At 67.9% G+C, this 23095-nt stretch carries 18 protein-coding genes; 10 read left to right on the top strand and 8 right to left on the bottom strand.

What is annotated here, in order from left to right:
• Positions 1-38 precede the first annotated feature (38 nt).
• The gene (locus tag ABTV10_RS02050; RefSeq protein WP_499032187.1) at positions 39-1493 is read left to right on the top strand and encodes an FAD-binding oxidoreductase; all 1455 of its coding nucleotides are present in this window, start codon (positions 39-41) and stop codon (positions 1491-1493) included.
• Positions 1490-2794 (top strand): class I SAM-dependent methyltransferase, encoded by a 1305-nt coding sequence (locus ABTV10_RS02045; protein ID WP_499032186.1) that lies wholly within the window; start codon positions 1490-1492, stop codon positions 2792-2794. Before ABTV10_RS02050 ends, ABTV10_RS02045 begins: the two co-directional genes overlap by 4 nt.
• A gap of 47 nt (positions 2795-2841) precedes the next feature.
• Here ABTV10_RS02045 and ABTV10_RS02040 read toward each other — a convergent pair whose 3' ends face one another.
• The 5 genes from ABTV10_RS02040 to ABTV10_RS02020 form a co-directional block, all read right to left on the bottom strand.
• Complete coding sequence (locus tag ABTV10_RS02040) at positions 2842-4011, bottom strand: IS30 family transposase (protein ID WP_499028866.1); 1170 nt, start codon at positions 4009-4011, stop codon at positions 2842-2844.
• An 84-nt stretch (positions 4012-4095) separates the two neighbouring features.
• The gene (locus ABTV10_RS02035; RefSeq protein ID WP_499032184.1) at positions 4096-4863 is read right to left on the bottom strand and encodes an IclR family transcriptional regulator; all 768 of its coding nucleotides are present in this window, start codon (positions 4861-4863) and stop codon (positions 4096-4098) included.
• A 25-nt stretch (positions 4864-4888) separates the two neighbouring features.
• A complete protein-coding gene (locus ABTV10_RS02030) occupies positions 4889-5662 on the bottom strand; it encodes an SDR family NAD(P)-dependent oxidoreductase (RefSeq protein WP_499032183.1) in 774 nt (257 codons plus the stop codon).
• A gap of 302 nt (positions 5663-5964) precedes the next feature.
• Positions 5965-8106: a 3-hydroxyacyl-CoA dehydrogenase NAD-binding domain-containing protein gene (locus ABTV10_RS02025; RefSeq protein WP_499032182.1), complete on the bottom strand. Its 2142-nt coding sequence runs from the start codon at positions 8104-8106 to the stop codon at positions 5965-5967.
• 31 nt (positions 8107-8137) lie between these two features.
• Positions 8138-9352 carry an acetyl-CoA C-acetyltransferase gene (locus ABTV10_RS02020; protein WP_433609348.1) on the bottom strand — a complete coding sequence of 405 codons (1215 nt, stop codon included), beginning with the start codon at positions 9350-9352 and terminating at the stop codon, positions 8138-8140.
• Between the two features lie 225 nt (positions 9353-9577).
• On the opposite strand from ABTV10_RS02020, the gene ABTV10_RS02015 reads away from it, so the two are divergent.
• Positions 9578-11284 (top strand): amidase, encoded by a 1707-nt coding sequence (locus ABTV10_RS02015; protein WP_499032180.1) that lies wholly within the window; start codon positions 9578-9580, stop codon positions 11282-11284.
• A gap of 3 nt (positions 11285-11287) precedes the next feature.
• On the opposite strand, the gene ABTV10_RS02010 is transcribed toward ABTV10_RS02015, so the two are convergent.
• From ABTV10_RS02010 to ABTV10_RS02000, 3 genes are read right to left on the bottom strand one after another with little or no spacing between them, the layout of a single operon-like run.
• Complete coding sequence (locus tag ABTV10_RS02010) at positions 11288-11929, bottom strand: response regulator (protein WP_499032179.1); 642 nt, start codon at positions 11927-11929, stop codon at positions 11288-11290.
• Positions 11923-13878: a sensor histidine kinase gene (locus ABTV10_RS02005; protein WP_499032178.1), complete on the bottom strand. Its 1956-nt coding sequence runs from the start codon at positions 13876-13878 to the stop codon at positions 11923-11925. The genes ABTV10_RS02010 and ABTV10_RS02005 overlap by 7 nt, the downstream gene beginning before the upstream one ends.
• A gap of 43 nt (positions 13879-13921) precedes the next feature.
• Positions 13922-14611 carry a hypothetical protein gene (locus tag ABTV10_RS02000; RefSeq protein WP_499032177.1) on the bottom strand — a complete coding sequence of 230 codons (690 nt, stop codon included), beginning with the start codon at positions 14609-14611 and terminating at the stop codon, positions 13922-13924.
• Positions 14612-14897: 286 nt separating this feature from the next.
• Between ABTV10_RS02000 and ABTV10_RS01995 the strand changes: the two genes are divergently transcribed.
• The 7 genes from ABTV10_RS01995 (at position 14898) to ABTV10_RS01965 (ending at position 23051) form a co-directional block, all read left to right on the top strand.
• Positions 14898-16049: a site-2 protease family protein gene (locus ABTV10_RS01995; protein WP_499032175.1), complete on the top strand. Its 1152-nt coding sequence runs from the start codon at positions 14898-14900 to the stop codon at positions 16047-16049.
• Between the two features lie 8 nt (positions 16050-16057).
• Positions 16058-17782: an adenosylcobalamin-dependent ribonucleoside-diphosphate reductase gene (locus ABTV10_RS01990; protein ID WP_499032174.1), complete on the top strand. Its 1725-nt coding sequence runs from the start codon at positions 16058-16060 to the stop codon at positions 17780-17782.
• 276 nt (positions 17783-18058) lie between these two features.
• Complete coding sequence (locus ABTV10_RS01985; RefSeq protein WP_499032173.1) at positions 18059-18664, top strand: GNAT family N-acetyltransferase; 606 nt, start codon at positions 18059-18061, stop codon at positions 18662-18664.
• 78 nt (positions 18665-18742) lie between these two features.
• The gene (locus ABTV10_RS01980) at positions 18743-19342 is read left to right on the top strand and encodes an Rv1733c family protein (protein WP_499032172.1); all 600 of its coding nucleotides are present in this window, start codon (positions 18743-18745) and stop codon (positions 19340-19342) included.
• Positions 19343-19479: 137 nt separating this feature from the next.
• Positions 19480-21534 (top strand): erythromycin esterase family protein, encoded by a 2055-nt coding sequence (locus tag ABTV10_RS01975; RefSeq protein WP_499032171.1) that lies wholly within the window; start codon positions 19480-19482, stop codon positions 21532-21534.
• Between the two features lie 536 nt (positions 21535-22070).
• Positions 22071-22523, top strand: coding sequence for an Hsp20/alpha crystallin family protein (locus ABTV10_RS01970; protein WP_499032170.1), 453 nt, complete (start codon positions 22071-22073; stop codon positions 22521-22523).
• A gap of 93 nt (positions 22524-22616) precedes the next feature.
• A complete protein-coding gene (locus ABTV10_RS01965) occupies positions 22617-23051 on the top strand; it encodes a CBS domain-containing protein (RefSeq protein ID WP_499032169.1) in 435 nt (144 codons plus the stop codon).
• Positions 23052-23095 lie beyond the last annotated feature (44 nt).

Here is a 23095-nt window from a genome sequence, read left to right as displayed (position 1 = left end):
CGATGGCCGACCGTTCGGACTAGCGATAGCGTCAGGGTGTGGGGAACTCCAAGAGTGGTATCCGCGAAATCGGGCTTGCCGCGCATCGTGCGGGGGTCCAGCGCCTGCTGTCCAGCTACCGGGCGATCCCGCCCGATGCGAACGTGCGCCTGGCGAAGAAGACGTCCAACCTGTTCCGGGCGCGTGCCAGGAGCACCGCGCCAGGCCTCGACGTGTCCGGACTGGGTGGCGTCATCTCCGTCGATCCCGAGGCCCGCACCGCCGATGTCCAGGGGATGTGCACGTACGAGAACCTGGTTGCCGCGACGCTCCCCTACGGGCTGGCCCCGCTGGTGGTGCCGCAGCTGAAGACCATCACCCTCGGCGGCGCGGTCACCGGACTCGGTATCGAGTCCACGTCGTTCCGCAACGGGCTCCCGCACGAATCCGTGCTCGAGATCGACATCCTCACCGGCAGCGGCGACATCGTCACCGCGACCCCCGACGGCGAGCACTCGGACCTGTTTCGGTCCTTCCCCAATTCGTATGGCACCCTGGGCTATTCGACACGCATCCGGATCGAGCTGGAGCCGGTGAAGAAGTACGTGGCCCTGCGGCACGTGCGCTTCACCGACCTGAAGGAACTCGAGGCGACGATGGACCGCATCGTCACCGAGCGGACCTGGGACGGCATCGCCGTCGACTACCTCGACGGCACGGTCTTCACGGCGGACGAGGCGTACCTGACCCTGGGTGTGCAGACCGACGAGCCCGGACCGGTCAGCGACTACACCGACATGGACATCTACTACCGGTCCATCCAGCACGAGTCCGTGAACCATCCCAAGACGGACCGGCTGACGATCCACGACTACCTGTGGCGCTGGGACACCGACTGGTTCTGGTGCTCGCGCGCGTTCGGGACGCAGAACCCGAGGATCCGCCGATTCTGGCCGAAGCGCTACCGCCGCAGCAGCTTCTACTGGAAGCTCATCGGCCTCGACCAGAAGTACGACATCGGGGACCGCCTCGAGGCCCGCAAGGGCCTGCCGCCGCGCGAGCGCGTCGTGCAGGACATCGAGGTCCCCCTCGAAAACTGCGCACACTTCCTCACGTGGTTCCTCGACGAGATCCCGATCGAGCCGCTGTGGTTGTGCCCGTTGCGTCTTCGCGAGCCCGCGCACCCGTCCGCGGACGCGACGCGGCCGAATCACGAGGCCGCACCGCGGCCGTGGCCCCTGTATCCGCTCGATCCCGGCCGCACCTACGTCAACGTCGGATTCTGGTCGTCGGTGCCGATCGAGCCGGGCGCGCCCGTCGGCGCGGCGAACCGCCTGATCGAGAAGAAGGTCAGCGAACTCGACGGCCACAAGTCCCTGTACTCCGAATCGTTCTACGACGAGGACGAGTTCGCGCTGCTCTACGGCGGTGACCACTACCCACAGATCAAGAAGCGTTACGACCCCGATTCACGACTACTGGACCTCTATTCGAAGGCGGTGCAACGAAAGTGACGACGCTCAGAACGAAGAACCCCAGCCCGGCCTCCAAGCTCAGCCTCGCCGAGATTGTCGAAACCGTTTCCGACGGCGACATTCCGCTGCGCTTCACCGCGTACGACGGCAGCGCCACCGGACCGGAGAACGCGCCGTACGGACTGCACCTGAGCTCCTCACGCGGCACCACCTACCTGGCCACCGCCCCCGGCGACCTCGGCATGGCCCGCGCCTACGTCTCGGGCGATCTCGAGGCCATCGGGGTGCACCCCGGCGACCCGTACGCGATCCTGAAAGCGATGACCGACCTGCACTTCCATCGCCCGTCGGCGAAGGAACTCGCGGCCATCACGCGCTCCATCGGCTGGGACAACCTGCGCCCCATCGCTCCCCCGCCCCAGGAGCACCTGCCCCGCTGGCGCCGGTTCGCAGAGGGTCTGCGCCACTCCAAGACCCGCGACGCCGAGGTGATCCACCACCACTACGACGTCTCGAACACCTTCTACGAGTATGTACTCGGCCCGTCGATGACCTACACGTGCGCCGCGTACGAGTCCGAGGACCAGAGCCTCGAGGACGCCCAGGAGAACAAGTACCGCCTGGTGTTCGACAAGCTCGGGCTGAAGGAAGGCGACCGCCTGCTCGACATCGGGTGCGGCTGGGGCGGGATGGTCCGCTACGCCGCCCGTCGCGGCGTCAAGGTCATCGGCGCCACTCTCTCGCGCGAGCAGGCCGAATGGGCGCAGAAGACGATCGTCGACGAGGGCCTGTCCGACCTGGCCGAGGTGCGGTTCTCCGACTACCGGGACGTGCCGGAGACCGGCTTCGACGCCATCTCCTCGATCGGGCTCACCGAGCACATCGGCGTGCACAACTACCCGGCGTACTTCGGGTTCATGAAGGACAAGCTGCGCGAGGGCGGCCGGCTGCTCAACCACTGCATCACCCGCCCCGGCAACCGTGGTGGCGCCAAGGCCGGCTACTTCATCGACCGGTACATCTTCCCGGACGGCGAGCTCACCGGCTCGGGCCGCATCATCAGCGAGATCCAGAACGTGGGCCTCGAGGTGCGCCACGAGGAGAACCTGCGCGAGCACTACGCGCTCACCCTCGCGGGCTGGTGCCGCAACCTGGTCGAGAACTGGGACGCGTGCGTCGCCGAGGTCGGCGAGGGCACCGCGAAGGTGTGGGGCCTGTACATGGCCGGGTCGCGGCTCGGCTTCGAGCGCAACGTCGTCCAGCTGCACCAGGTGCTGGCCGTCAAGCTCGGCCCGAACGGCGAGGCGAACGTGCCGCTGCGCCCGTGGTGGAAGGGCTAGGCAGCAAGCTGCCTGTGCGCCTTTTCGGTAGTTGGGACCAGGCGGATTCATGCGGTCGTTGCAACGAGGGCCTCGTCGAGACGCTCGGCTGGAGTATGCCAGTCGAGCGTCTTGCGGGGCCGTTCGTTGAGTTCGTCGGCGACGAACTGCAGGCGCTCGGCGGTGTGAACGGCCAGGTCGGTGCCCTTGGGGAAGTACTGGCGCAGCAGTCCGTTGGTGTTCTCGTTCGAGCCGCGCTGCCAGGGTGAGCGGGGGTCGCAGAAGTAGACCTGGACGCCGGTGTCGACGGTGAACTGGGCGTGCCGGGTCATCTCGGTGCCCTGGTCCCAGGTGATCGAGCGGGCCAGTGCAGCGGGCAGTTCCCGGATCTTGGCGGCCATCGCGACGTTGACGTGTTCGGCGGAGTGACCGTCGGGCAGGTGCAGCAGCATCACGAACCGGGTGGAACGTTCGACCAGGGTGCCGATCGCGGACCGGTTGCCGGCACCCATGATCAGATCGCCCTCCCAGTGGCCGGGCACGGCCCGGTCCCCGGCCTCGGCGGGACGCTCGGAAATGTTGATCATGTCGGGGATCCGGCCCCGCCGCTCGTCGGGCTTGCGGCTACCCTGACGCAACACCCTTCCGGTCCGAAGATGCTGTGTCAGTTCCCGTTTGAGTCCTCCGCGGGCCTGGACATAGAGCGAGAGGTAGATCGTTTCGTGGGACACACGCATCTCCGGATCGTCGGGGAACTCACGCACCAAGGCGCGTGAGATCTGCTCCGGAGAATGATTCTTCCCGAGCCGGGACTGCACGAACGTCCGCAGCCGCTCGCACGAGTTCAGCTTCGCTGGTTTCGGTCGTTTCGCCCGCGCTTGGGCGGCCCGGTGCGCTGTGGAGGCGATGTAGTAGCCACGCTTGTTCGTGCCCCGGGCGATCTCTCGGCTGATCGTCGACGGGGACCGCCCCAACGCCGCGGCGATCTCGTGTTGCTTCTTTCCGGCCTGCAGCAGTTCGGAGAGCGTCTCACGATCCTCGAGGGACAGGTACCGGCCCGACGGTGGTGGCGTCCGGCGGGGACGAACCCCACCGGACGCCACCAGCCACCGCTGCGCCGTCGAATACGCCACCGATGCCGCACCCGCGGCCGCTGCCGTCGACGCGCCCTCGCTACGGCACTGCCAGAACTTCAGCCGAGCATGCGCCGGCGCCGGCGGCCGACCGATCCACACCATCTGCAACACCCTCCAGGATCAGGGATGTTGCAACGACCGATTGAACTCGCCCCACCGAAAAGGCGCACAGGCGCGAAGCGCCTGTCACGTGGTGCGGGAGCCGGCGTCGACCTGGCGGGCCGCTCGCTCGATTGCGGCGGCCGCGCGCTGCACGGCCTCGATCATGCGTCGATCCTTCGTCACCCGATCGACCGGACCGCAGATCGAGATCGCGGCCGGCTTGGGAATCCCCTTGGAGACCGGTGCACCCACGCAGCCGAGCGACGACGACAGCGTGCCCCGGTCGAACGTGACGCCCTCGGACGCGGCCCGCTCGAGTTCCGCATGCAGCGCCTTACGTCCCCCGACCACTCCGGTCTCGACGTGGTCGAACATCGGATCGTCCAGCGCCTCGGACGGAATCTGCGTCAACAACGCCTTGCCGACCGCGGAGCGGTGCGCCGGGTAGCGTCCGCCGATCCGCGACGGCACGTTGGCACCGAACGATCCCGACAGCTTCTCCCAGTAGATGCCGTCGGCGCCGTCGAGGAACGCGAGGTGGACGACCGCGCCGGTCGTCCGGTGCAGTTCCTGCATGATCGGCAGCGAAACCCGGTGGAACCAGTGGTTCCGGATCGCCCGCGACCCCAACTCGAACAGCCGCACCCCCAGCTCGTAGCGGGAACCGACCCGGTTGAGCCAGCGCATCGAGACCATCTTCTCGAGCAGTCGGTGCGCCGAGGAGCTGGGGATTCCCGTGAGTCGGGTCGTCTGACTCAGCGTCAGGTATCCGTTGTCGTCCAGCGCCTCGAGTACCAACTCGATCCGGTCCAGCATCGATGTGGCCGGGGCATCTTCGCTTATTCGCGGCACGGCCACGTCCTCTCACTACGCCAGGTTAGACACCGAAACCACCTGACACCGAAATCTGCTGCCCCGTAATATAGTTGGCCTGATCCGAGGCGAGGAAGACGGCTGCCGCCCCGATGTCTGCGGGCTTGCCCCAACGCTTCAGCGGAACGAGCTTGTGCACCTCCCGCGTCCACTCCTCGTCGAACACGCCCTGCGCCTGGAGTTCGAGGAACATGCCCGCCTCGATCACGCCGACCAGCACCGAGTTGGCGCGGATGTTGTTGGCGCCCTCCTCCTTCGCGACGCCGCGGACCAAGGCCTCGTTGGCGGCCTTCGGGATCACCGAGAGCCCGTCGAGCGTCGGGAACCAGTGGTCACCGGCCGAACCGAGATGGACGATCGAGCCCCCGCCACACTGGCGGAAGTGCGGCAGCACGGCGTGGACGGCGGTGTACATCCCGAGCGTCTCGATCTCGACGGACCGCCGGTACTGCGCCGGCGTTGTCTCGGCGACGGTGATCTGGTCGACCACCGGACCGGCGCCCCACACGAGAGTGTGGATCCTGGAATGCTCGGCGACGACGTCGTCGAGCACGCGTGTGACGGCGTCCTCGTCGCGGACGTCGACCTGGTGCGCACTGGCCTTGACCCCGAGAGCCTGCAGCTCGGCGACGGTCTCCTCGGCGACGTCGCGCTTGGAGTTGTAGCAGACCGCGACAGCCGTTCCGGCCCGCGCGAACTCGCGAGCGACACCGCGGCCGATGCCGCCGCTACCACCGAAGATCAGGGCCGCTCCCTCGGGGAAACTCAACGCCAGCATGGTGATTCTCCGTTCGCTCGGAAGTCCGCGACCCTGTGTCCCGGACCACACTGGGGAGAACCTAACGATGCCCGGGGCGTCGGCCCAGGGTCTTTCCCGCCTCGCGGAAAACCACAGGTTGGACGCTACCTCGAGTCTTCGAGTTGTCGATGCGCGGACCGGATCGGGAACGGTGCTCGCCGCATCCGACCCCGGCGCAAGCTGATCCTGAAGGATTCCTCTCGGATCCCGAGAGGAATCCTTCACAAATGCGAACCGCCCCGGGCGCCGACATGGCACCCGGGGCGGATTTACAGCCGAGATCAGCCCTTCAGCGACGCCGGCGGGGTGAAGCGCTCGCCGTATTTCGCGGCCAGCTCCTCCGCGCGCGCGACGAAGCCGGCCGTGCCGCCCGGGTAACCGGCGACGAACTGGCTGACGCCACCGGTCCAGGCCGGGTACCCGATGCCCATGATCGAGCCGATGTTGGCGTCGGCGGTGGACGTGATGACGCCCTCGTCGAAGCACTTCTGCGTCTCGATGGCCTCGATGAACAGCATGCGGTCGATCAGGTCCTGGATCGGGGCCTGGTTCGAGCCGGAGTTGAAGTGGTCCCGCAGGCCCTGCCAGAGGCCGACGCGCTTGCCGTCGGCGTAGTCGTAGAAGCCCGCACCGCCGAGGCGGCCCTTGCGGTCGTTGCCCTCGACGAGGTAGTTGATGACGTCGCCGGCCGGGTCGGCCGGGAGTTCCTTGCCCTCGGCGAGCGCGGCGGCCTTCGACTCGGCGCGGATCTTCTGCATGAGGGTCAGATTCAGCTCGTCCGACAGCTGCAGCGGCGCGGCCGGGTAGCCGGCCTGCATGCCCGCCTGCTCGATCGTGGCGGGCTCGATGCCCTCGGCGACCATGCCGATGGCCTCGTTGACGAACGTGCCGATGACGCGCGAGGTGAAGAAGCCGCGCGAGTCGTTGACGACGATCGGGGTCTTGCGGATCGCCTGCACGAAGTCGAACACGCGCGCCAGCGTCTCGTCCGAGGTCTTCTCACCGCGGATGATCTCCACCAGCGGCATCTTGTCGACCGGCGAGAAGAAGTGGATGCCGATGAAGTCCTCGGCCCGCTTGACGCCGGTCGCGAGGTCGGTGATCGGCAGCGTCGAGGTGTTCGAGCCGAGCAGGGCGTCGGGCTCGACGATGTCCTCGATCTCCTGGAACACCTTCTTCTTCAGGTCGGGCGACTCGAACACGGCCTCGACCACGAAGTCGACACCGGCGAAGTCGGCCGGGTCCGCGGTCGGCGTGATCAGCGACAGCAGCGCCTGCGACTTCTCCTCGGTGGTCTTGCCCCGCGAGAGCGCCTTGGCCTCAAGCTTCTCGGCGTACCCCTTGCCCTTCTCGGCCGCCTCGATCGTGACGTCCTTGAGCACCACCGGGATTCCGGCCTTGGCGCACACGTAGGCGATGCCGGCGCCCATCATGCCGGCGCCGAGGACGCCCACCTTCTTGATCTCGCGCTTGGGGATGTCCTTGGGACGCGACGCACCCGAGCCGATGGCCTGCATGTCGAAGAAGAACGCCTGGATCATGTTCTTCGCGACACGGCCGGTGACCAGCGAGGTGAAGTAGCGGGACTCGATCTTCAGGGCGTTGTCGATGTCGACCTGGCTGCCCTCGACGGCGGCGGCGAGGATCGCGCGCGGCGCCGGCATCGGCGCGCCCTTGATCTGCTTGCGCACATTCGCCGGGATCGCGGGCAGGTTCGCCGCGAACGCCGGGGTGGCCGGGGTGCCGCCGGGGACCTTGTAACCCTTGACGTCCCACGGCTGCACGCCGGACTCGGGGTTGGCCTTGATCCACGCCTTGGCGGCCGGGACCAGCTCGTCGACCGAGGACACGACCTCGTCGATGACGCCGGCCTCGAGGGCCTGCTGCGGCCCGCGCTGCTGCCCCTGCATCAGGTGCTGGGTCAGGGCCGTCATGATGCCGAACTTGCGGACCATGCGGACGACGCCGCCGCCGCCGGGCAGCAAGCCCAGGGTGACCTCGGGCAGGCCGATCTTGACGCCCTTGACGTCCGCGGCGATGCGGTGGTGGGTGGCCAGCGCGATCTCCAGGCCGCCGCCGAGCGCGGCGCCGTTGATGCAGGTGACAACCGGCTTGCCGAGGGTCTCGAGGCGGCGCAGGTCGGCCTTGAGGTTGAGGCTGTGGTTGTAGATGTGCTCGGCGTCCTCGGGACCCGCCTTGATCATGTTCTTCAGATCACCGCCGGCGAAGAAGGTCTTCTTGCCGGAGGTGAGCACGACACCGGTGATGGCATCCTTCTCCGCGTACAGCCGGTCGACGGTCTCCCGCATCGAGGAGATGTACCGGTCGTTCATGGTGTTCGCGCCCTGGTTCGGGTCGTCGATGGTGAGCACGACGATGCCGTCGGCGTCCTGCTCCCAGCCGATGATGTTCTGATCGCTCACTGTTTCGTCTCTCCTGATTGATTCGTGAGCGTCAGACGCGCTCGATGATGGTTGCTACGCCCATGCCGCCGCCGATGCAGAGGGTCACCAGGGCACGCTTGGCGCCGCGACGCTCGAGCTCGTCGACCATGGTGCCGGTGATCATCGCGCCGGTCGCGCCGAGCGGGTGGCCCATGGCGATGGCGCCGCCATTGACGTTGAGCTTCTCGTCCGGGATCTTCAGGTCCTTCTGGAACTTCATCGCGACGGACGCGAACGCCTCGTTGATCTCGAACAGGTCGATGTCGTCGACGGTCAGGCCGGCCTGCGCGAGCACCTTGTGCGCGGCGGGCGTGGGGCCGGTGAGCATGATGGTCGAGTCCGCGCCGGAGGTGGCGGTGGCGACGACGCGGGCGCGCGGGGTCAGGCCCATCGCCTGCCCTGCGCCTTCGCTGCCGATGAGCACCAGCGCGGCGCCGTCGACGATGCCGGAGCTGTTGCCGCCGTGGTGGACGTGGTTGATCTTTTCGACCATGTGGTACTTCTGCAACGCGACGGCGTTGAAGCCACCCATCTCACCGATGCCGGCGAACGACGGAGACAGAGCCGCCAGGGTCTCCACCGTGGTGCCGGGACGCATGTGCTCGTCGTTGTCGAGGACGGTGATGCCGTTGATGTCCTTGACCGGGACGACGGACTTGGCGAAGTAGCCGCCCGCCCACGCCTTGGCGGCGAGGTCCTGCGAGCGCACCGCGTAGGCGTCGACGTCCTCGCGGGTGAAGCCCTCCATGGTGGCGATGAGGTCGGCGCCGATGCCCTGCGGCACCAGATAGGTGTCGAAGTTGGTGGCGGGGTCCAGCATCCAGGGTCCGCCGTCCGAGCCCATCTTCACGCGCGACATCGACTCGACTCCGCCGGCGATGACCAGCTCGTCCCAGCCGGACCGGACCTTCTGCGCGGCCATGTTCACGGCCTCGAGGCCGGAGGCGCAGAAGCGGTTGATCTGCACGCCGCCGACGGTGTCGGGCAGGCCGGCGACCGTGACCGCGGTGCGCGCGATGTCGGCGCCCTGGTCACCGAGCGGCGAGACGACACCGAGGATCATGTCGGAGATGCGGTCCTCGTCGAGATTCGGGAACCGGGTGCGCAGCTCCCCGATCAGCCCGGTGACCAGGTCGATCGGCTTGACCGAGTGCAGCGATCCGGAGGCCTTGCCCCGTCCGCGCGGGGTTCGGATGGCTTCATAAATGAACGCCTCTGTGGTCACGGTGTTCCTTCCTGTTCTCGTCTGCGTGCCGCTACAGCTACCCGTACCGGCACAGACCTCGGCCCGACCCACCTTAGAACGTGTTTCAGTTGACGGAAAGGACCGAAGCGATCCCGCTGTGTGACCGAGGCGATCACCGGTTCCCCCGACACCCCCTGTCCGAAACGTCCGGTCACACCGAGCCGATACCCCTCGGTGGGGAAGCGACTGGGAGGATCGAACTCGATGAGCGACACGGGGAGCGAGCGCAGGCTCGGTGTGACACGTCGAGGATTTCTGGGCGCCGCTGCACTCGGCGCCGCCGGAGCGGCAACCCTCGCGACCACCAGCTCCGCCGGAGCCCGGCCCCGCCGCACGAGCGCTCCACCCAACCTGCCCGCGCCCGACTCGATCACCGTCACCGACCCCGCCCTACTGTGCGCGGTGGAAGCCGCGAGCCTGCTGCAGTCCGGTGCCCTGCACCCGCGCGAACTGCTCGACGCCTGCATCGCGCGCAGCACCGGGTTCGACGGCGAGATCGGCGGGTGGGTCCGGATCTACCCGGAGATGGCCTACGAGGCCGCCGACGCGGCGGCGCAGCGACTGTCCGGGAAGGGCCGCGCCGCCGACGGGCCCGCCCCGCTGGTGTGCGGGATCCCGCTCGCACTCAAGGACCTGTTCGCGGTGTCCGGTCTGCCGCTGACGGCGTCGAGCCGGGTCCTCGACGGCAACATCGCGGCCGGCGACTCCACCGTGTGGCGGCGGTTGCGCGACGCGGGCATGGTGCTCCTCGGCCACGCCCACACCGACGAGTTCGCGCTCGGCGTCGCCACCGAGCAGGTGGGCAACCCGTGGAACACCCGGTTCTCGCCCGGCGGCTCGTCCGGCGGCAGCGCGGCCGTCCTCGCGGCGCGATTCGCGCCGCTCGCGACGGGAACCGACACCGGCGGCTCACTGAGGTTGCCCGCCAGTGCGTGCGGCATCACGTCGATCAAGCCGACGTTCGGGCGCTGCAGCATGCGCGGGGTCATCCCGTTGACGTGGACCCGCGACCACGTCGGGCCTATGGGACGCAGCGTCGCCGACGCGGCCCTGCTGCTCGGCTTCATGGCGGGCGTGGACCCGGAGGATCCGACCACCTCGACCGGCCCCGCGGTACCGGACGGCGGCTATCCGCTGTCCGCCAAGGGCGGTCCGACACCGCTGTCCGGCAAGCGTTTCGGCGTGGTGCGGGCGAGCGTCGACGCGCTGCCCCACCCGCTCCGCGTGCTGTTCGACAACTATCTCGACCTCGTCCGACGTCTCGGCGGCATCACCGTCGACGTCGCGCTGCCGGTCGCGCGACCGAACCTGCTGACCGGCGACATGGCGGAGGTGGGCGGCTATCACAGTCAGTTCCAGGACCGGCTGGGCGCCTACCGGCTCAAGTACGGTGCGCTCGTCACCGGCGCCCTGGCGACGCTCGCGGTTCCGTCGATCGACTACATGACGGCCGCCCGCAACCGGCTGATCTACCAGCACGAGTACAACCGCATGTTCGCCGACGGCGCCCTCGACGCGATCCTCGTGCCCGGGTCGAAGGTCGACGGGTCCGAGCGAGTCGAGATCGCGGGCGTCTCGGTGTTCGAGGGCGTGACCGGAACTGTCGGCTGGGCCAATCTCACCGGGGCGCCGGTGATCTGCACGCCCGCGGGCCGGTCGGCCGCCACGGGCCTGCCGTTCGGTGTCCAGATCGGCGGTCGCCCGTGGGACGAGGCCGCGCTCATCGAGATCGCGCTGGAACTGCAGGCCGCCCAGCCGGACTGGCAGGACAGCCCGACGCTGCCGCCCGCCCCGCGAGACATCCCACGGGTCCGGGTCACCGCGCCGGGCGCCGGCCCGGACCCGACCAACACCACGAATGTCGGCTTCGGCTTCACGTTCCTGCCGACGACATCGACGGCCGCCGTCTGACCGTCACACGCCCAGCCCCGCCTCCCGCGCCCGCACGATCGCCGCGGACCGGTCCGGCAGCCCCAGCTTGGCGAACACGTTCGACACGTGATTGCGAACGGTCTTGGGGCTCAGCACGAGTCGCCGCGAGATGGTCGCATTGTCGTGCCCGCGCGCGATCAGGTCGAGCACCTCGCGCTCGCGGTCGGTCAGTTCCGGGAACACCGCGCTGGTCGGGCGCGGCGAGGAGACTGCGGTGAGCGCCTTGGCCGCCACGGCGGCCCCGACGATCATGTCGCCGTGCGCGACGGCCCGGATCGCGCGCTCCACCTCGTCGGGAGCGGCGCCCTTGACCAGGTAGCCCCGCGCCCCGGCACGAATGGACGCGATCAGCGAGTCCTCGTCCTCGTGCATCGTCACGACCAGAACCCGGATGTCGGGGTGCCGGGCGCACAGCGTCGCCGTCGCATCGATCCCCGAACCGTCGCCCAGCTCGAGGTCCATCAACACCACGTCGACGTCGTCGGTCACGACCTCGAGCGCCTCGGCCGCCGAACTGGCCTGCGCGACGACGTCGAAGCCGTCGAGGGTGGACAGCAGCGCGACCATCCCCAGCCGGAACACGGGATGGTCGTCGACGACGGCGACGGCGATGCGGTTCACCATGCCGCCAACGGTAGCCGGGCCGTGACGACCGTGCCGGAGGGACAACCGGATTCGATGACGACGGTGCCGCCGAGTTCGTCGGCGCGCTCGCGCATCGATCGCGTCCCGACGCCGACGGATTCGCCGGGATGGAACCCGCGCCCGTGATCACGGACGACGACGGTGAGCACAGGCGCGCCCGCCGGATCCGTGTCGCACGACGCCTCGATCCGGCAGCCGGCCGCGCCGCTGTGCCGGCGCGCGTTGGTGACGGCTTCGACCGCGATGCCATACGCCGCGGCGCTGATCTGTCGGCTCAGCTCGGGCGGGACATCGGCCGCGACGTCGAGCACGAACCCGCTGCGGGCGTGTCCGGCGGCGAGTTCGTCGAACGCCGCGGCCAGACCCAACTCGTCGAGGACCGGCGGGAAGAGGCTGCGGGAGAGCGACCGGACCCCGTCGACCTGATGGTCGAGTTGTTCCTGCAGCGAGTCGAGCAGCGCCGACGCGGCCACCGGATCCTCCGGCAGGAGGTTCCGAACGCCCTGCAGCCCCAACCGTATCCCCGCGAGCGACGGCCCGAGGCCGTCGTGCAGTTCGCGGCGGATCACGCGGCGTTCCTCGACGCGCACCGAGGCGAGCCGCTGCCGGGCGGCCGCGAGGTCCTCCGAGGACTGCAACACGACCAGCCCGGCGGTGACCACCGCGGCCAACTCCCCCAACGACTTCCGGGACCGGATCCCGAGCGACTCCCCCGGCGGTGCCGTGACCTCGAGGCGTCCGACCGGCGCACCCCGGTGCACCAACTCCACGGACTCGACCGACCCCGTCGCGGTGCCCCAGCTCGCGGCGACCGCACCGTCGACGCGGAGCACCGTCACCGATTCGAGCCGCAGGCCGAGCCCCACGCCGGCGGCGAGCCCGTCGAGCAGTTCAGCGGGTGACTCCGCGCTCCCGAAGTGCCGGCCCAGTTCCCGGACCGCACGGCCGGGCTCGGCGCCGACGCCGTAGATCAGGCGGTGCACCCTGCGCTGCAACCAGATTCGCGCCGGCTGCACCGCGACCGCGACGACGGCCGCGGCGACCACCTGGGCGCCGGTCGAGGCGCCGGCCGGCAGCAGCTTGGCCAGGATCGTCGCGACCGCCGCGTACAGCGCGATCAGCAGTGCCGTCAGGCTGCCGGCCACCACCGCCCGACTCACCACCAGGTCCAGCCCCCACATGCGTTGCCGCAGAATCGACACGAAGATGGCCGCGAGGAAGAACGGCTGCACCACCAGATGCATCACCGGCGTGAACATCCACAGGCCCGGCCACGCCGGCGGCATCATCAGCGGCACGAACGACAACGCCATCAGCGCCGTCCCCAGGGCGAGCCACCCGAGCCCGACCCGTTCGTCGACCGGTCCGCGGCGCCACCGCCGGGCCGCGTCCGCCGCGGCCGCGAACCCCACGACCACGACCGGTGCGAGCAGGGACGCCTCGGGCACGTCGGTGAACGTCCGGGCCCAGAAGTACCCCGCCGTGACCGCGGTGCCCGCGACCACACCGACGCGGCCGACGGCGTCGAGCCGATGGTCCCGCACGAGCCACGGAATGACGAGGAACAGCGCCAACGTGCCCGGAATCCACGCCGTGTTCTGCAGCGGCGAGATCACGTCCACCCACGGCAGCCCCGGATGGATCTCCGCCCACTGCGACCAGGCGTAGCCGAACGCCGCGAGCGCGATCCCGATCGCCGCGACCCCCAGAATGATCGGCACCGGGTGGATCCGCCGCGCCAGCACGACCCCCGCCACCGTGCCGTACACCGCGCCGCCGACGACGTCGACGAGAAAGAACAGCTGGTTCTCGTCGATCGACGGTGCGGCCGCGAAGAACACGACGAGGGCGAGAACCACGATCGTCCAACACGTCACCGCCACCGCCGCTGCGGCGATCGGGGCACCCCCCGTGCTTCGCTCTGTCATGTCCCCTCCGCCGCTCGGTCCGCCGCCTCAGCAGTATGAACGGCTACGGGCGTACCCGGTCACCGAACGCGAAACCGGCGGCGGCCACCAACACCCACACCGGTCCGGTGAATCCCGCCATGTACTGCAACGGGGAGACCCCGAACAGCGCCGTCAGCCCGCCGAGAACCACCGAGACCCAGCCGATCCAGCGTGGGCCCGCGCCGTGCCGCAGCAGCGCCGATGCCACCGCCAGCGCGCTCACGCCGACGCCCGCCCACAGCCACGGGATGGTCCCCATCCAGTGCGCACCCACCACCGCGTACTCGGGCACGAGTTCGTCCAGGTGGCCGAGCCCGAACAGCAGCTCGGTGGTGAATCCGGTGCCGAGCAGGCACGCGGCGCTGGTGACGACCATGCCACCGGCGGCCACCGCGGGCAGCAGCGTGCCCTCGGGCAGGCGGTCGGCGAGTCGGCGGGCCGTCCCGGCCGCGAAGACGAGCATCAGCAGGCAGGCGATCATCAGCGAGGTATGCATGACGACGATCGCGGTCCGCTGGTCGGCCAGTCGGTGCGCGATCGCGCCGGCGTTGCCGGCGATGTTCTCGGTGTACGCGGCGTCGATCATGCCGCTCGCCTGGATGCCGACAACACCGGCAACGCCGGCGACGACGCCGCAGTACGCCCACGCGCGGGAACGACGGCCCGATACCGTCTCCACCGCCTCGTTCGGGGACACCTCGATTGCACTCACGGGTACTTCCTTCGGTCGCGGCTGCGCCGACCGGGTGGCGGGCGTCTGCCGGAACACGATCGCCGTGTTCGCCGTCCACGCTCACTCGCCCGGCGTCCCGGAAACCAGGGACCGCCGTCCTGAGTTCTCGGGCTGCCGTGCCGATCCGCCGGCAATACCTCGTCCGCGCTCCGGTCACGTCAGTAGGCACTGCCTGCCGGAGCACCAGATGACCAACGACTCTCGCGCACTGCCGCTGAAAGCTGTGGAATACGGGGGACAGCAAACGCGCGGGGCGAGGTGGCCGATGCTGAAGTGGTCGATACCGATCGGCAGGGTGTTCAGGGTCCGGCTGTACCTCCACTGGTCGCTATTGGTGACCTTGGGATTGATCACCGTCCTGCTGGCCGGGTCGATCCTGCCGGCCGAGTATGCGGGCCGGTCGACGGCGTTGTACTGGTCCGTCGGTGCCGCGGCAGCCGTGGTGTTCGTGGCATCGCTGGCGGCGCACGAGTTGGCGCACTCGGTTGTCGCGGTTCAGCACGGCGTACCAGTCCGACGGATCACGCTGTGGCTCCTCGGCGGCATGTCGGAGCTTCGAGGCGAACCCGCGGATCCTCGGACCGAACTCAGGATCACCCTGGCCGGTCCGCTGACCAGCCTCGCCATCGGAATCGTGTCGATAGGGCTCACAATCGTTCTCCGCGACGCCGTCGACCCCGTGGTCACGGCATCGCTGGCCTGGCTCGGAATCACGAACGTCATTCTGGCCGTGTTCAATCTGCTTCCGGGCGCGCCTCTCGACGGGGGCCGAGTTTTGCACGCGATCCTGTGGCGGCGCAGCGGTGACCGTCTCTCGGCGACAGTCGGCGCCGCCCGTAGCGGACGTGCGCTCGGGCTGGCTCTGATCGTCCTCGGCGCGTTCCAGGCGCTGTATGCCCACGGCATCGGCGGTCTGTGGTTGATGCTGCTCGGTTGGTTCCTGCGCAGTGCAGCAAACGTCGAACTGATGAGCGCCTCGATGCGACATCAGTTGGGCGACTTACAGATCGGGCAGATCATGACCCCGTCCCCGGTTGTCGTCCACGCCGACGACGGCATACATGCGTTCGTCGCCGACGTTCTGCCCGGCCTGCGCCACCACACTTTCCCAGTCGTCGACCGTTTCGGTCGTCCGGTGGGCGTCCTCTCTCTGCAGGACCTCACGCGCGCCCGCGACCGGTCCGGTGCGGTGGCCGGACTCGCTCGGCCGCTCGCCGACGGAGCGCGCGTCCATCCCGACGCCCGCGTGGAGAACGTGTTGGCGACCGCCGTCCTCCGACCAGGGCTGGACCTGATCACAGTCGTCGATGCCGACGGTCACTTGGTGGGCATCGTCACTGCAACCGATCTACGACGGGTCTGCGAGAGGACATCGCTCGGACTTCCGATCGGTCGACCACCGGCCGGTACGGGATGAGTCCGACGATGGACGCTGTCCCCGAGCTCACCGCGTCCGCACAGGCGATGCTCGAAGAACGGTACCTGCGTCGCGACGCCGGTGGCCATGTCGCCGGTACGGCCGCGGACCTGTTCGATGCAGTCGCGACCTTCGTCGCGCGTGCCGAGGACCGGTACGAACCGGGCTCGACGGAGCGCTGGGCGCGGCAGTTCTCGGCGGTCATGCGGCACCTGGCGTTCCTGCCGAACTCACCGACGTTGATGAACGCCGGCACCCGCCTCGGCGTCCTCTCGGGCTGTTTCGTGCTTCCACTGGAGGATTCGCTGTCGTCGATCTTCACGACGCTGAAGCAGACGGCACTACTGCACCAGGCCGGCGCCGGTACGGGATTCACGTTCGGGCATCTGCGGCCGGCCGGCGACCGTGTGGACAGCACCGGAGGTACTGCCGGTGGGCCCCTGTCCTTCCTGCGTCTGTTCGACACCGCGGTCGACGTCGTCGAGCGAAGCGGCCGTCGCCGGGGCGCCTGCATGGGCGCGCTCGACGTATCGCACCCCGACATCCTCGAGTTCAGCGCGTCCAAGGCCTCGACGCCTGGCGCGCTGCCCCATTTCGCACTGTCGGTCGCGGCGCCCGACTCGTTCCTGCAGGCCGTCGAGTCCGGCGGCCCCCAACCCCTGATCAACCCGCGGACCGGCGCAACGGTCGGCCGGATCTCGGCGTCCGAGGTGTTCGATGCAATCTGCGCGGCCGCACACCGCTGCGGCGATCCCGGACTTCTGTTCCTCGACAGCATCAATCGGGCCCACCCACTGCCCGATCGCATCGAAGCGACCAACCCGTGCGGTGAGGTGCCCCTACTCCCTTACGAGTCCTGCAACCTGGGGTCGGTGAATCTCGCTGCGTGCGTGCGCGGCCGGGCCGTCGACTGGGGGCGCCTGACCGACACTGTCCGGATCGGTGTCCGGTTCCTCGACGACGTCGTGGATGTGAGCCGTTACCCGTTCGACGAGCTGGACCGCGCCGCCAGACGTACCCGAAAGATCGGCCTCGGCTTCATGGGCCTCGCCGAATTGCTTGCAGTACTGGGAATTCCGTACGACAGCGCCGACGCTGTGCACCTCGCAGAAGATCTCGCCCAGCACATCAGTAAGACGGCACACGATGCCTCCACCGAACTGGCCGCCACGCGCGGCACCTACCCCGCCGCCTCGGAAGTGCCCGACGCCGGCGCCCGGGCACGGCGAAACCTCCAAGTCACCTCCGTCGCCCCCACCGGGAGCATCTCGTTGCTCGCGGGGACGAGCGCCGGCATCGAACCGTACACCGCGATCGGTGGACGACGGCAGATCCTCGGGCACGAGGTGGTCGAAGTCGAGCGCGCTTTCACCACGGCCTGCCGCGACCGCGGGTGCTACAGCGACGCAGTCATCGCCGCGGTGCTCGAGACCGGGACAGTGCGATCGAACCCTTGCGTGCCCGAAGAACTCCGAGCCGCATTCCCCACCGCCGTCGAGATCGCTCCGGAGTGGCACATCCGGATGCAGACCGCGGTGCAGAGACATGTGGACGCCGCTGTGTCCAAGACGGTCCTCCTGCCGGAGTCGGCATCCGTGCAGCTGGTATCGGAGGTGTTCCTCGCCGCCTGGCGCGCGGGCGCCAAGGGCATCACTGTGTTCCGCGCCGGGAGCGTCGACGACGTTGCGGGCAGGCCACGGGACGATCACGTGACCTGCGCGTCCTGCACGTAGCGGACCATGGCGTCACCGTTCGGAGGTGTGCAGGCCATGTGCATCATGGCGGAGAAAACGTGCTCTTCCGCGTGAAATGCGCAGAGTTGGACACAGGGAGAGTGGATGGCGCACGATGAGAATTACGGCACGACGGCTTCTGATCGATCTGTGGTGTTGCCGGACGGGCGCAGATTCGAGACGTGCCGCCGACCAGTCGCTACGTGAAGCCCGCCGCTGAGGACGCGCAGTTGCTCCAACCATCGCGAAAGCGGTGAAGGTAGGGAGGTCGCACTCATGGACGAGGTTCCCGAGGCCTCGGGGCGCCCCGATCCTGCGGCTGAGTCCTCTCCTAGCGAGGCACCGGGAGGGATCGTGGTGCGGGATCTCGGACCCGGCGACTGCGATGCGGTGCGTTTGCTACATGAGCAGTTATCGGACTCCGATGCCCATCTCCGCTTCTGTGGGCCGCGACCGAACCGGCTCGACACTTTGGCGGCAATGATCTGTCGACAGGATTTCGAGCACTATGCGCTTGGAGCGTTCGATGACGGCGCGCTGATCGGCGTAGCCAACTATGTCATCGTCGACACCGGTCGGGGGCACTCGACTGCGGAGTTTGCTCTCGTCGTCGACGAGAACGAGCAGCGCCACGGCATCGGCACCGTGCTGCTCATGTGTCTGAGCGCAGCCGCATTCGAGCGTGGTGTCGATCATCTGACGGCAGAAATTCTCGCCGAGAACACGCTCATGCTTGCGGTGATCGCCGAACTGGGATGGTCGCACGCACTTCGTCTGGACGGCACCGTCGCGCATTTCGACCTCGATCTCCAGCGCCACGAAGTAAACTCATCGCCTTTCCCGCCGCCCCGTCTCCGTCCGAACGAAGAACGCGAAGGCTGAGGACGGGACCTATTCCCCTATTTGGTCGGGTCGGTGCGCGAGACAATTGTGGTGCATCGACTCGTTCCGGGAGACGGGATGACGGACATCAACTTCGCTGCCGCCCGCTGGTGGCGGCTGAGGCCGTGGAGCAGTAACCCTCTCCTGCGTGGCAGTGATCGACTCGAGACTCTCTCGATCCTCGTCATCGCAGTCTTGCTGGCGTTGTTGATCCCCGTGGCCGGTGCGGTGGGCACGAACACCTACGCCCGCCTCAGCGGCACAACCGGCGCCCGCGAGCGCAACCATGAAGTCTCTGCCGTACTCACCGACGACGCGCCTCAGCCGTTGGTCTCGCCCGCAGGTTCGAGTAGTTACCTTGTCGCGCACGCGCATGCCAGGTGGTCGATGAACGGCGTCGCGCACACCGGCTTGGTCACTGTCGACGCGGGCGCGAAGGCGGGGCAAACCGTGCCTATCTGGATCGATCCCTCCGGCGCCAACGTGGGAGCCCCGCGTTCAGGTGCGGACAACGCCGTCGCAGCAGTGGGCGTTGCGGTCGGGGTCTGGGCCCTGGGATCGGTGGGGTGCGTACTCGTCATCCTCGCACTTCATTGGCAGGCCGACAGACACCGTCTGCGCCAGTGGCAGCGCGAATGGGACCGCCGGGATCGGAGAACCGGATGGTCACTGAGCTGACCCCGAGACAGGGCAACGTAGGTGTGCGTGCAGACACGTGCTGCCCCCTGCCCATGTGGGCATCTGTGCGAGACAAGGCAGCGGAACACCTTCCCGGATAGGTGACACCCGGGTGAACAGCAAAGGTTGTCGACTCCATGAGCAGCAGTGGCGCTACAGAGATTCGGCCGGCCGAGCCCGGCCGCATCTTCCAAGACCGGAGAGATGCCGGACAGGTCCTCGGAGAGCTGCTGGCGGCTTACCGGGGTAACGATGATGTCGTGGTGCTCGGCCTCGCCCGCGGAGGTGTCCCTGTCGCGTGGGAGGTCGCAACCGCGCTGAGTGTCCCCCTGGATACCTTCGTGGTGCGCAAGCTCGGAGTCCCCGGCCACGAGGAGTTCGCCATGGGTGCCCTCGCCAGTGGCGGGTCGATCGTCCTCAACGACGACATCTTGCGTGATCTCGACATCAGTCCCGAGAATCTGCACGACGTCGTCGAACGTGAAGCACGAGAGCTCATACGCCGGGAAGCGGCCTACCGTGGCGGCAAAGCGCCGATCGACGTCACCGGGAAGACCGTGATCATCGTCGACGACGGCCTCGCCACCGGAGCCAGCATGTTCGCAGCTGTCGACGCCTTGCGGGAGCAGGATCCGGCACAGATCGTCGTTGCCGTTCCGGCAGCGCCCGAATCGACCTGCCGCGAACTCCAAACGATGGTCGACGATGTCGTCTGCGCCACCATGCCGTTCCCGTTCCGAGCCGTCGGGGAGTCGTTCTGGGACTTCCGCCAGGTTACGGACGCCGAAGTGCGCACTCTGCTACGCACATCGACCGTCGGTCGCGGTGCGCCGACCATGCGGGAACGCCGATTCACTTCCACGACCGAAGTCGTCAGCCTCGCCAGCAGAAACGCCCCTGCAGGAGTTCCCGACCGCGACGATCTTCAGGATCTCGTCGGCGACGCGCGGATCGTCTTGATCGGCGAGAGCTCCCATGGATCACACGAGTTCTATGCTGCGCGTGCGGAGATCACCCGCACCCTCATCAGGGATATGGGCTTCACGGCGGTAGCGGCAGAGGCGGACTGGCCTGACGCCTACCGCGTCAACCGGTACGTCCATCACCAGGGTTCGGACACCTCGGCAGAGGAGTCGCTCCGAGGATTCGTGCGTTTCCCAGCCTGGATGTGGCGCAACACGGTCATGCTCGACTTCGCGTCCTGGCTCAGAAAACACAACGCCGACAGCGCCGCCGACGGTGGTTCCCCAGCCGGATTCTACGGACTCGACCTCTACAGCCTGCACCAATCGATGCACGAAGTCATCGACTACCTGGATCTCATCGACCCACAGGCCGCCGACCGGGCACGTCAACGGTACGCCTGCTTCGACCAGGTCCCGCGTAGTGACGGTCAGGCTTACGGGTACGCCGCCGCCTTCGGCGCCGGGGAGTCCTGCGAAACTGAGGTAGTCGACCAGCTGCGTGAGCTGCAACGCCACGCCATCGACTACATCCGAGCCGACGGAATCACCGCCGAGAACGAGCAGTTCTACGCCGAGCGCAACGCTTGGAGCGTCCGCAACGCGGAGGAATACTATCGGACGATGTTCCATGGGCACGTATCGTCCTGGAACCTCCGCGATCTTCATATGGCCGATACCCTCGACGCCCTGATCGCCCACCTCGAACGCCACGACGACACCTCGGCACGCGTGGTCGTGTGGGCCCACAACTCCCACGTCGGTGACGCGCACGCCACCGAAGCCGGCGCCCACGGCGAACTCACACTCGGACATCTGGTCCGTCAGCGACATCAGGACCAGTGTCGACTCATCGGGTTCACCACGCACCACGGAACCGTCACCGCCGCCAGCGAATGGGGAGGCATCGCCGAACGCAAGATCGTCCGTCCCGCACTCGCCGGCAGCGTCGAGGAACTCTTCCATGAGATCGACAAGGAGTCGTTTCTCGTCCGCACCGCGAGCGACAAAGCTGTGGCCGACGCACTTCGGACCGCACGGCTCGAGAGAGCGATCGGCGTCATCTATTCGCCCGAGACCGAACGATACAGCCACTACTTCCACGCGCGGCTCTCGGACCAGTTCGACGCCGTCATCCACATCGATACCACCCGCGCACTCGAACCCATCGAGTACACGAGCACCTGGGTCGACGGAGAACGCCCCGCAACGTACCCGACATCACTCTGACGCGGCGTTTCACGACCCGCATAGCTGTCGGTCGCTGTCGCCCTCTTCCACGAATCGAGCGGAGAACCGTCACGGCTGCGAAAGCCACTACCTTCGGCCCCATGCCGCGCACTGGGTGTTCGCACCGACGCGACCCGACTTTTCGGTGAGACCCGATCGGCTGAGCCTCCTCTATCGCCTCGCAACACCGCGGGAAGGACCCATCTATCAGACGAATTGGGCCGAAACGAGCGCACCCGAGAGTCGTGTCAGGTGCCGTTGACACCTGAGAGAGGGTGAGTAACGTCAGTAGTGGCGAATGCCACCTCCTTCAATGCGGCGCCTCGTGCTCGGTGGGCTGCCCAACCCACAGCGTCGTCGAACAGGGCGGCGTCGAGCGCCCGGGCGGCGAGGCCGTGGAGATCCCGGGTCGGCACCGCGCGACGGGTGACGTCTGCGGTGTTGCCCCGCTCGCCCCAAACATGCAGGGGTTGCGCCGAACCGCAGGGCGGTGGCAGGCGCAGAGTATGGGTTTCCGCGCCGGAAGGGGTTCGATCATGAGCGTCAATTCACCGCACAGGCCGATACAGGCCCTCGTGCCGAACTGGCCGGCACTGCCCGACTGGTCCGATCTGATGGCACGGTTCGAGTCGATGCCACCTTGGACATCGTTGGAAGGGCACATGATTCGTGTCGAGGAGCACCTCGGCGACGACCGTTACACGGTCCGGGCGGAACTGCCCGGAATGGACCCGGCCAAGGACATCGACATCAGTGTTCGGGAAGGGCAGTTGACGATCAAGGCCGAGCGTGCAGAGACACAGGAAGAGGGAACACGATCGGAATTCCGGTACGGGAGTTTCTATCGATCGATGGTGCTGCCGGCGGGCGCGGACGAGGATTCGATCGACGCCACCTACACCGACGGAATCCTGACGGTATCGATCCCGGTCACCGCGTCGGGCTCCCGGGAAAAGCACGTCGACATCAAGAAGACCACCCGCAAGTAGACGCAGAACGACCGAAGCGGGGTAGCCCTCCGGCACCGATCACGCATCGACTCGAACGGGCAGAGTACCCGCAAACACGGTTCGAGAGAGAACATGACCACGGCTCGGGAAATCATGCACACCGGGGCGACCTGCGTGGGCGAGCACGACACCGTCACCACTGCCGCGCAGCGCATGCGGGAACTCGATGTCGGGGCACTGCCGATCTGCGGCGACGACGATCGTCTACACGGAATCGTCACCGACCGCGACATCGTCCTCAAGTGCGTTGCCGTGAACGACGATCCCTCGGTGATGACCGTCGGTGAACTCGCCCAGGGCAGCGTCTACCACGTCGATGCCGACGCCGAGATCGACGACGTCCTCGCAGTGATGGAGGAACATCAGGTCCGCCGAGTCCCGGTCATCGAGGAGCACCGACTGATCGGGGTGATCAGCGAGGCGGACATTGCCCGCCACCTTCCCGACGGCACTGTCGGCCAGTTCGTCGAGTCGATATGCGCACCCACCTCCACCGCGGGCCCCTGACGGGCTCAGGCACGAACGTGACAGCAATAGAGGCAGCGAATCGC

The organism is Paraburkholderia sp. RHO2 (genome assembly GCF_050955445.1).
In the GTDB taxonomy this organism is placed as follows: Bacteria; Actinomycetota; Actinomycetes; order Mycobacteriales; family Mycobacteriaceae; genus Prescottella; species Prescottella agglutinans_A.
The sequence above is the reverse complement of the archived record's forward strand: the minus strand, read 5'-3'. Positions and strand labels throughout refer to the sequence as shown.

Bases quoted from the DNA above. Each gene is read 5' to 3' on its own strand.
- ABTV10_RS02005 (WP_499032178.1), bottom strand. From the start codon at position 13,878: ATGACAGAGCGAAGCACGGGGGGTGCCCCGATCGCCGCAGCGGCGGTG.
- ABTV10_RS02030 (WP_499032183.1), bottom strand. From the start codon at position 5,662: ATGCTGGCGTTGAGTTTCCCCGAGGGAGCGGCCCTGATCTTCGGTGGT.
- ABTV10_RS02015 (WP_499032180.1), top strand. From the start codon at position 9,578: ATGAGCGACACGGGGAGCGAGCGCAGGCTCGGTGTGACACGTCGAGGA.
- ABTV10_RS02010 (WP_499032179.1), bottom strand. From the start codon at position 11,929: ATGGTGAACCGCATCGCCGTCGCCGTCGTCGACGACCATCCCGTGTTC.
- ABTV10_RS01980 (WP_499032172.1), top strand. From the start codon at position 18,743: ATGACGGACATCAACTTCGCTGCCGCCCGCTGGTGGCGGCTGAGGCCG.
- ABTV10_RS01985 (WP_499032173.1), top strand. From the start codon at position 18,059: ATGGACGAGGTTCCCGAGGCCTCGGGGCGCCCCGATCCTGCGGCTGAG.
- ABTV10_RS01965 (WP_499032169.1), top strand. From the start codon at position 22,617: ATGACCACGGCTCGGGAAATCATGCACACCGGGGCGACCTGCGTGGGC.
- ABTV10_RS02040 (WP_499028866.1), bottom strand. From the start codon at position 4,011: ATGGTGTGGATCGGTCGGCCGCCGGCGCCGGCGCATGCTCGGCTGAAG.
- ABTV10_RS01970 (WP_499032170.1), top strand. From the start codon at position 22,071: ATGAGCGTCAATTCACCGCACAGGCCGATACAGGCCCTCGTGCCGAAC.
- ABTV10_RS01975 (WP_499032171.1), top strand. From the start codon at position 19,480: ATGAGCAGCAGTGGCGCTACAGAGATTCGGCCGGCCGAGCCCGGCCGC.
- ABTV10_RS01995 (WP_499032175.1), top strand. From the start codon at position 14,898: ATGCTGAAGTGGTCGATACCGATCGGCAGGGTGTTCAGGGTCCGGCTG.
- ABTV10_RS01990 (WP_499032174.1), top strand. From the start codon at position 16,058: ATGGACGCTGTCCCCGAGCTCACCGCGTCCGCACAGGCGATGCTCGAA.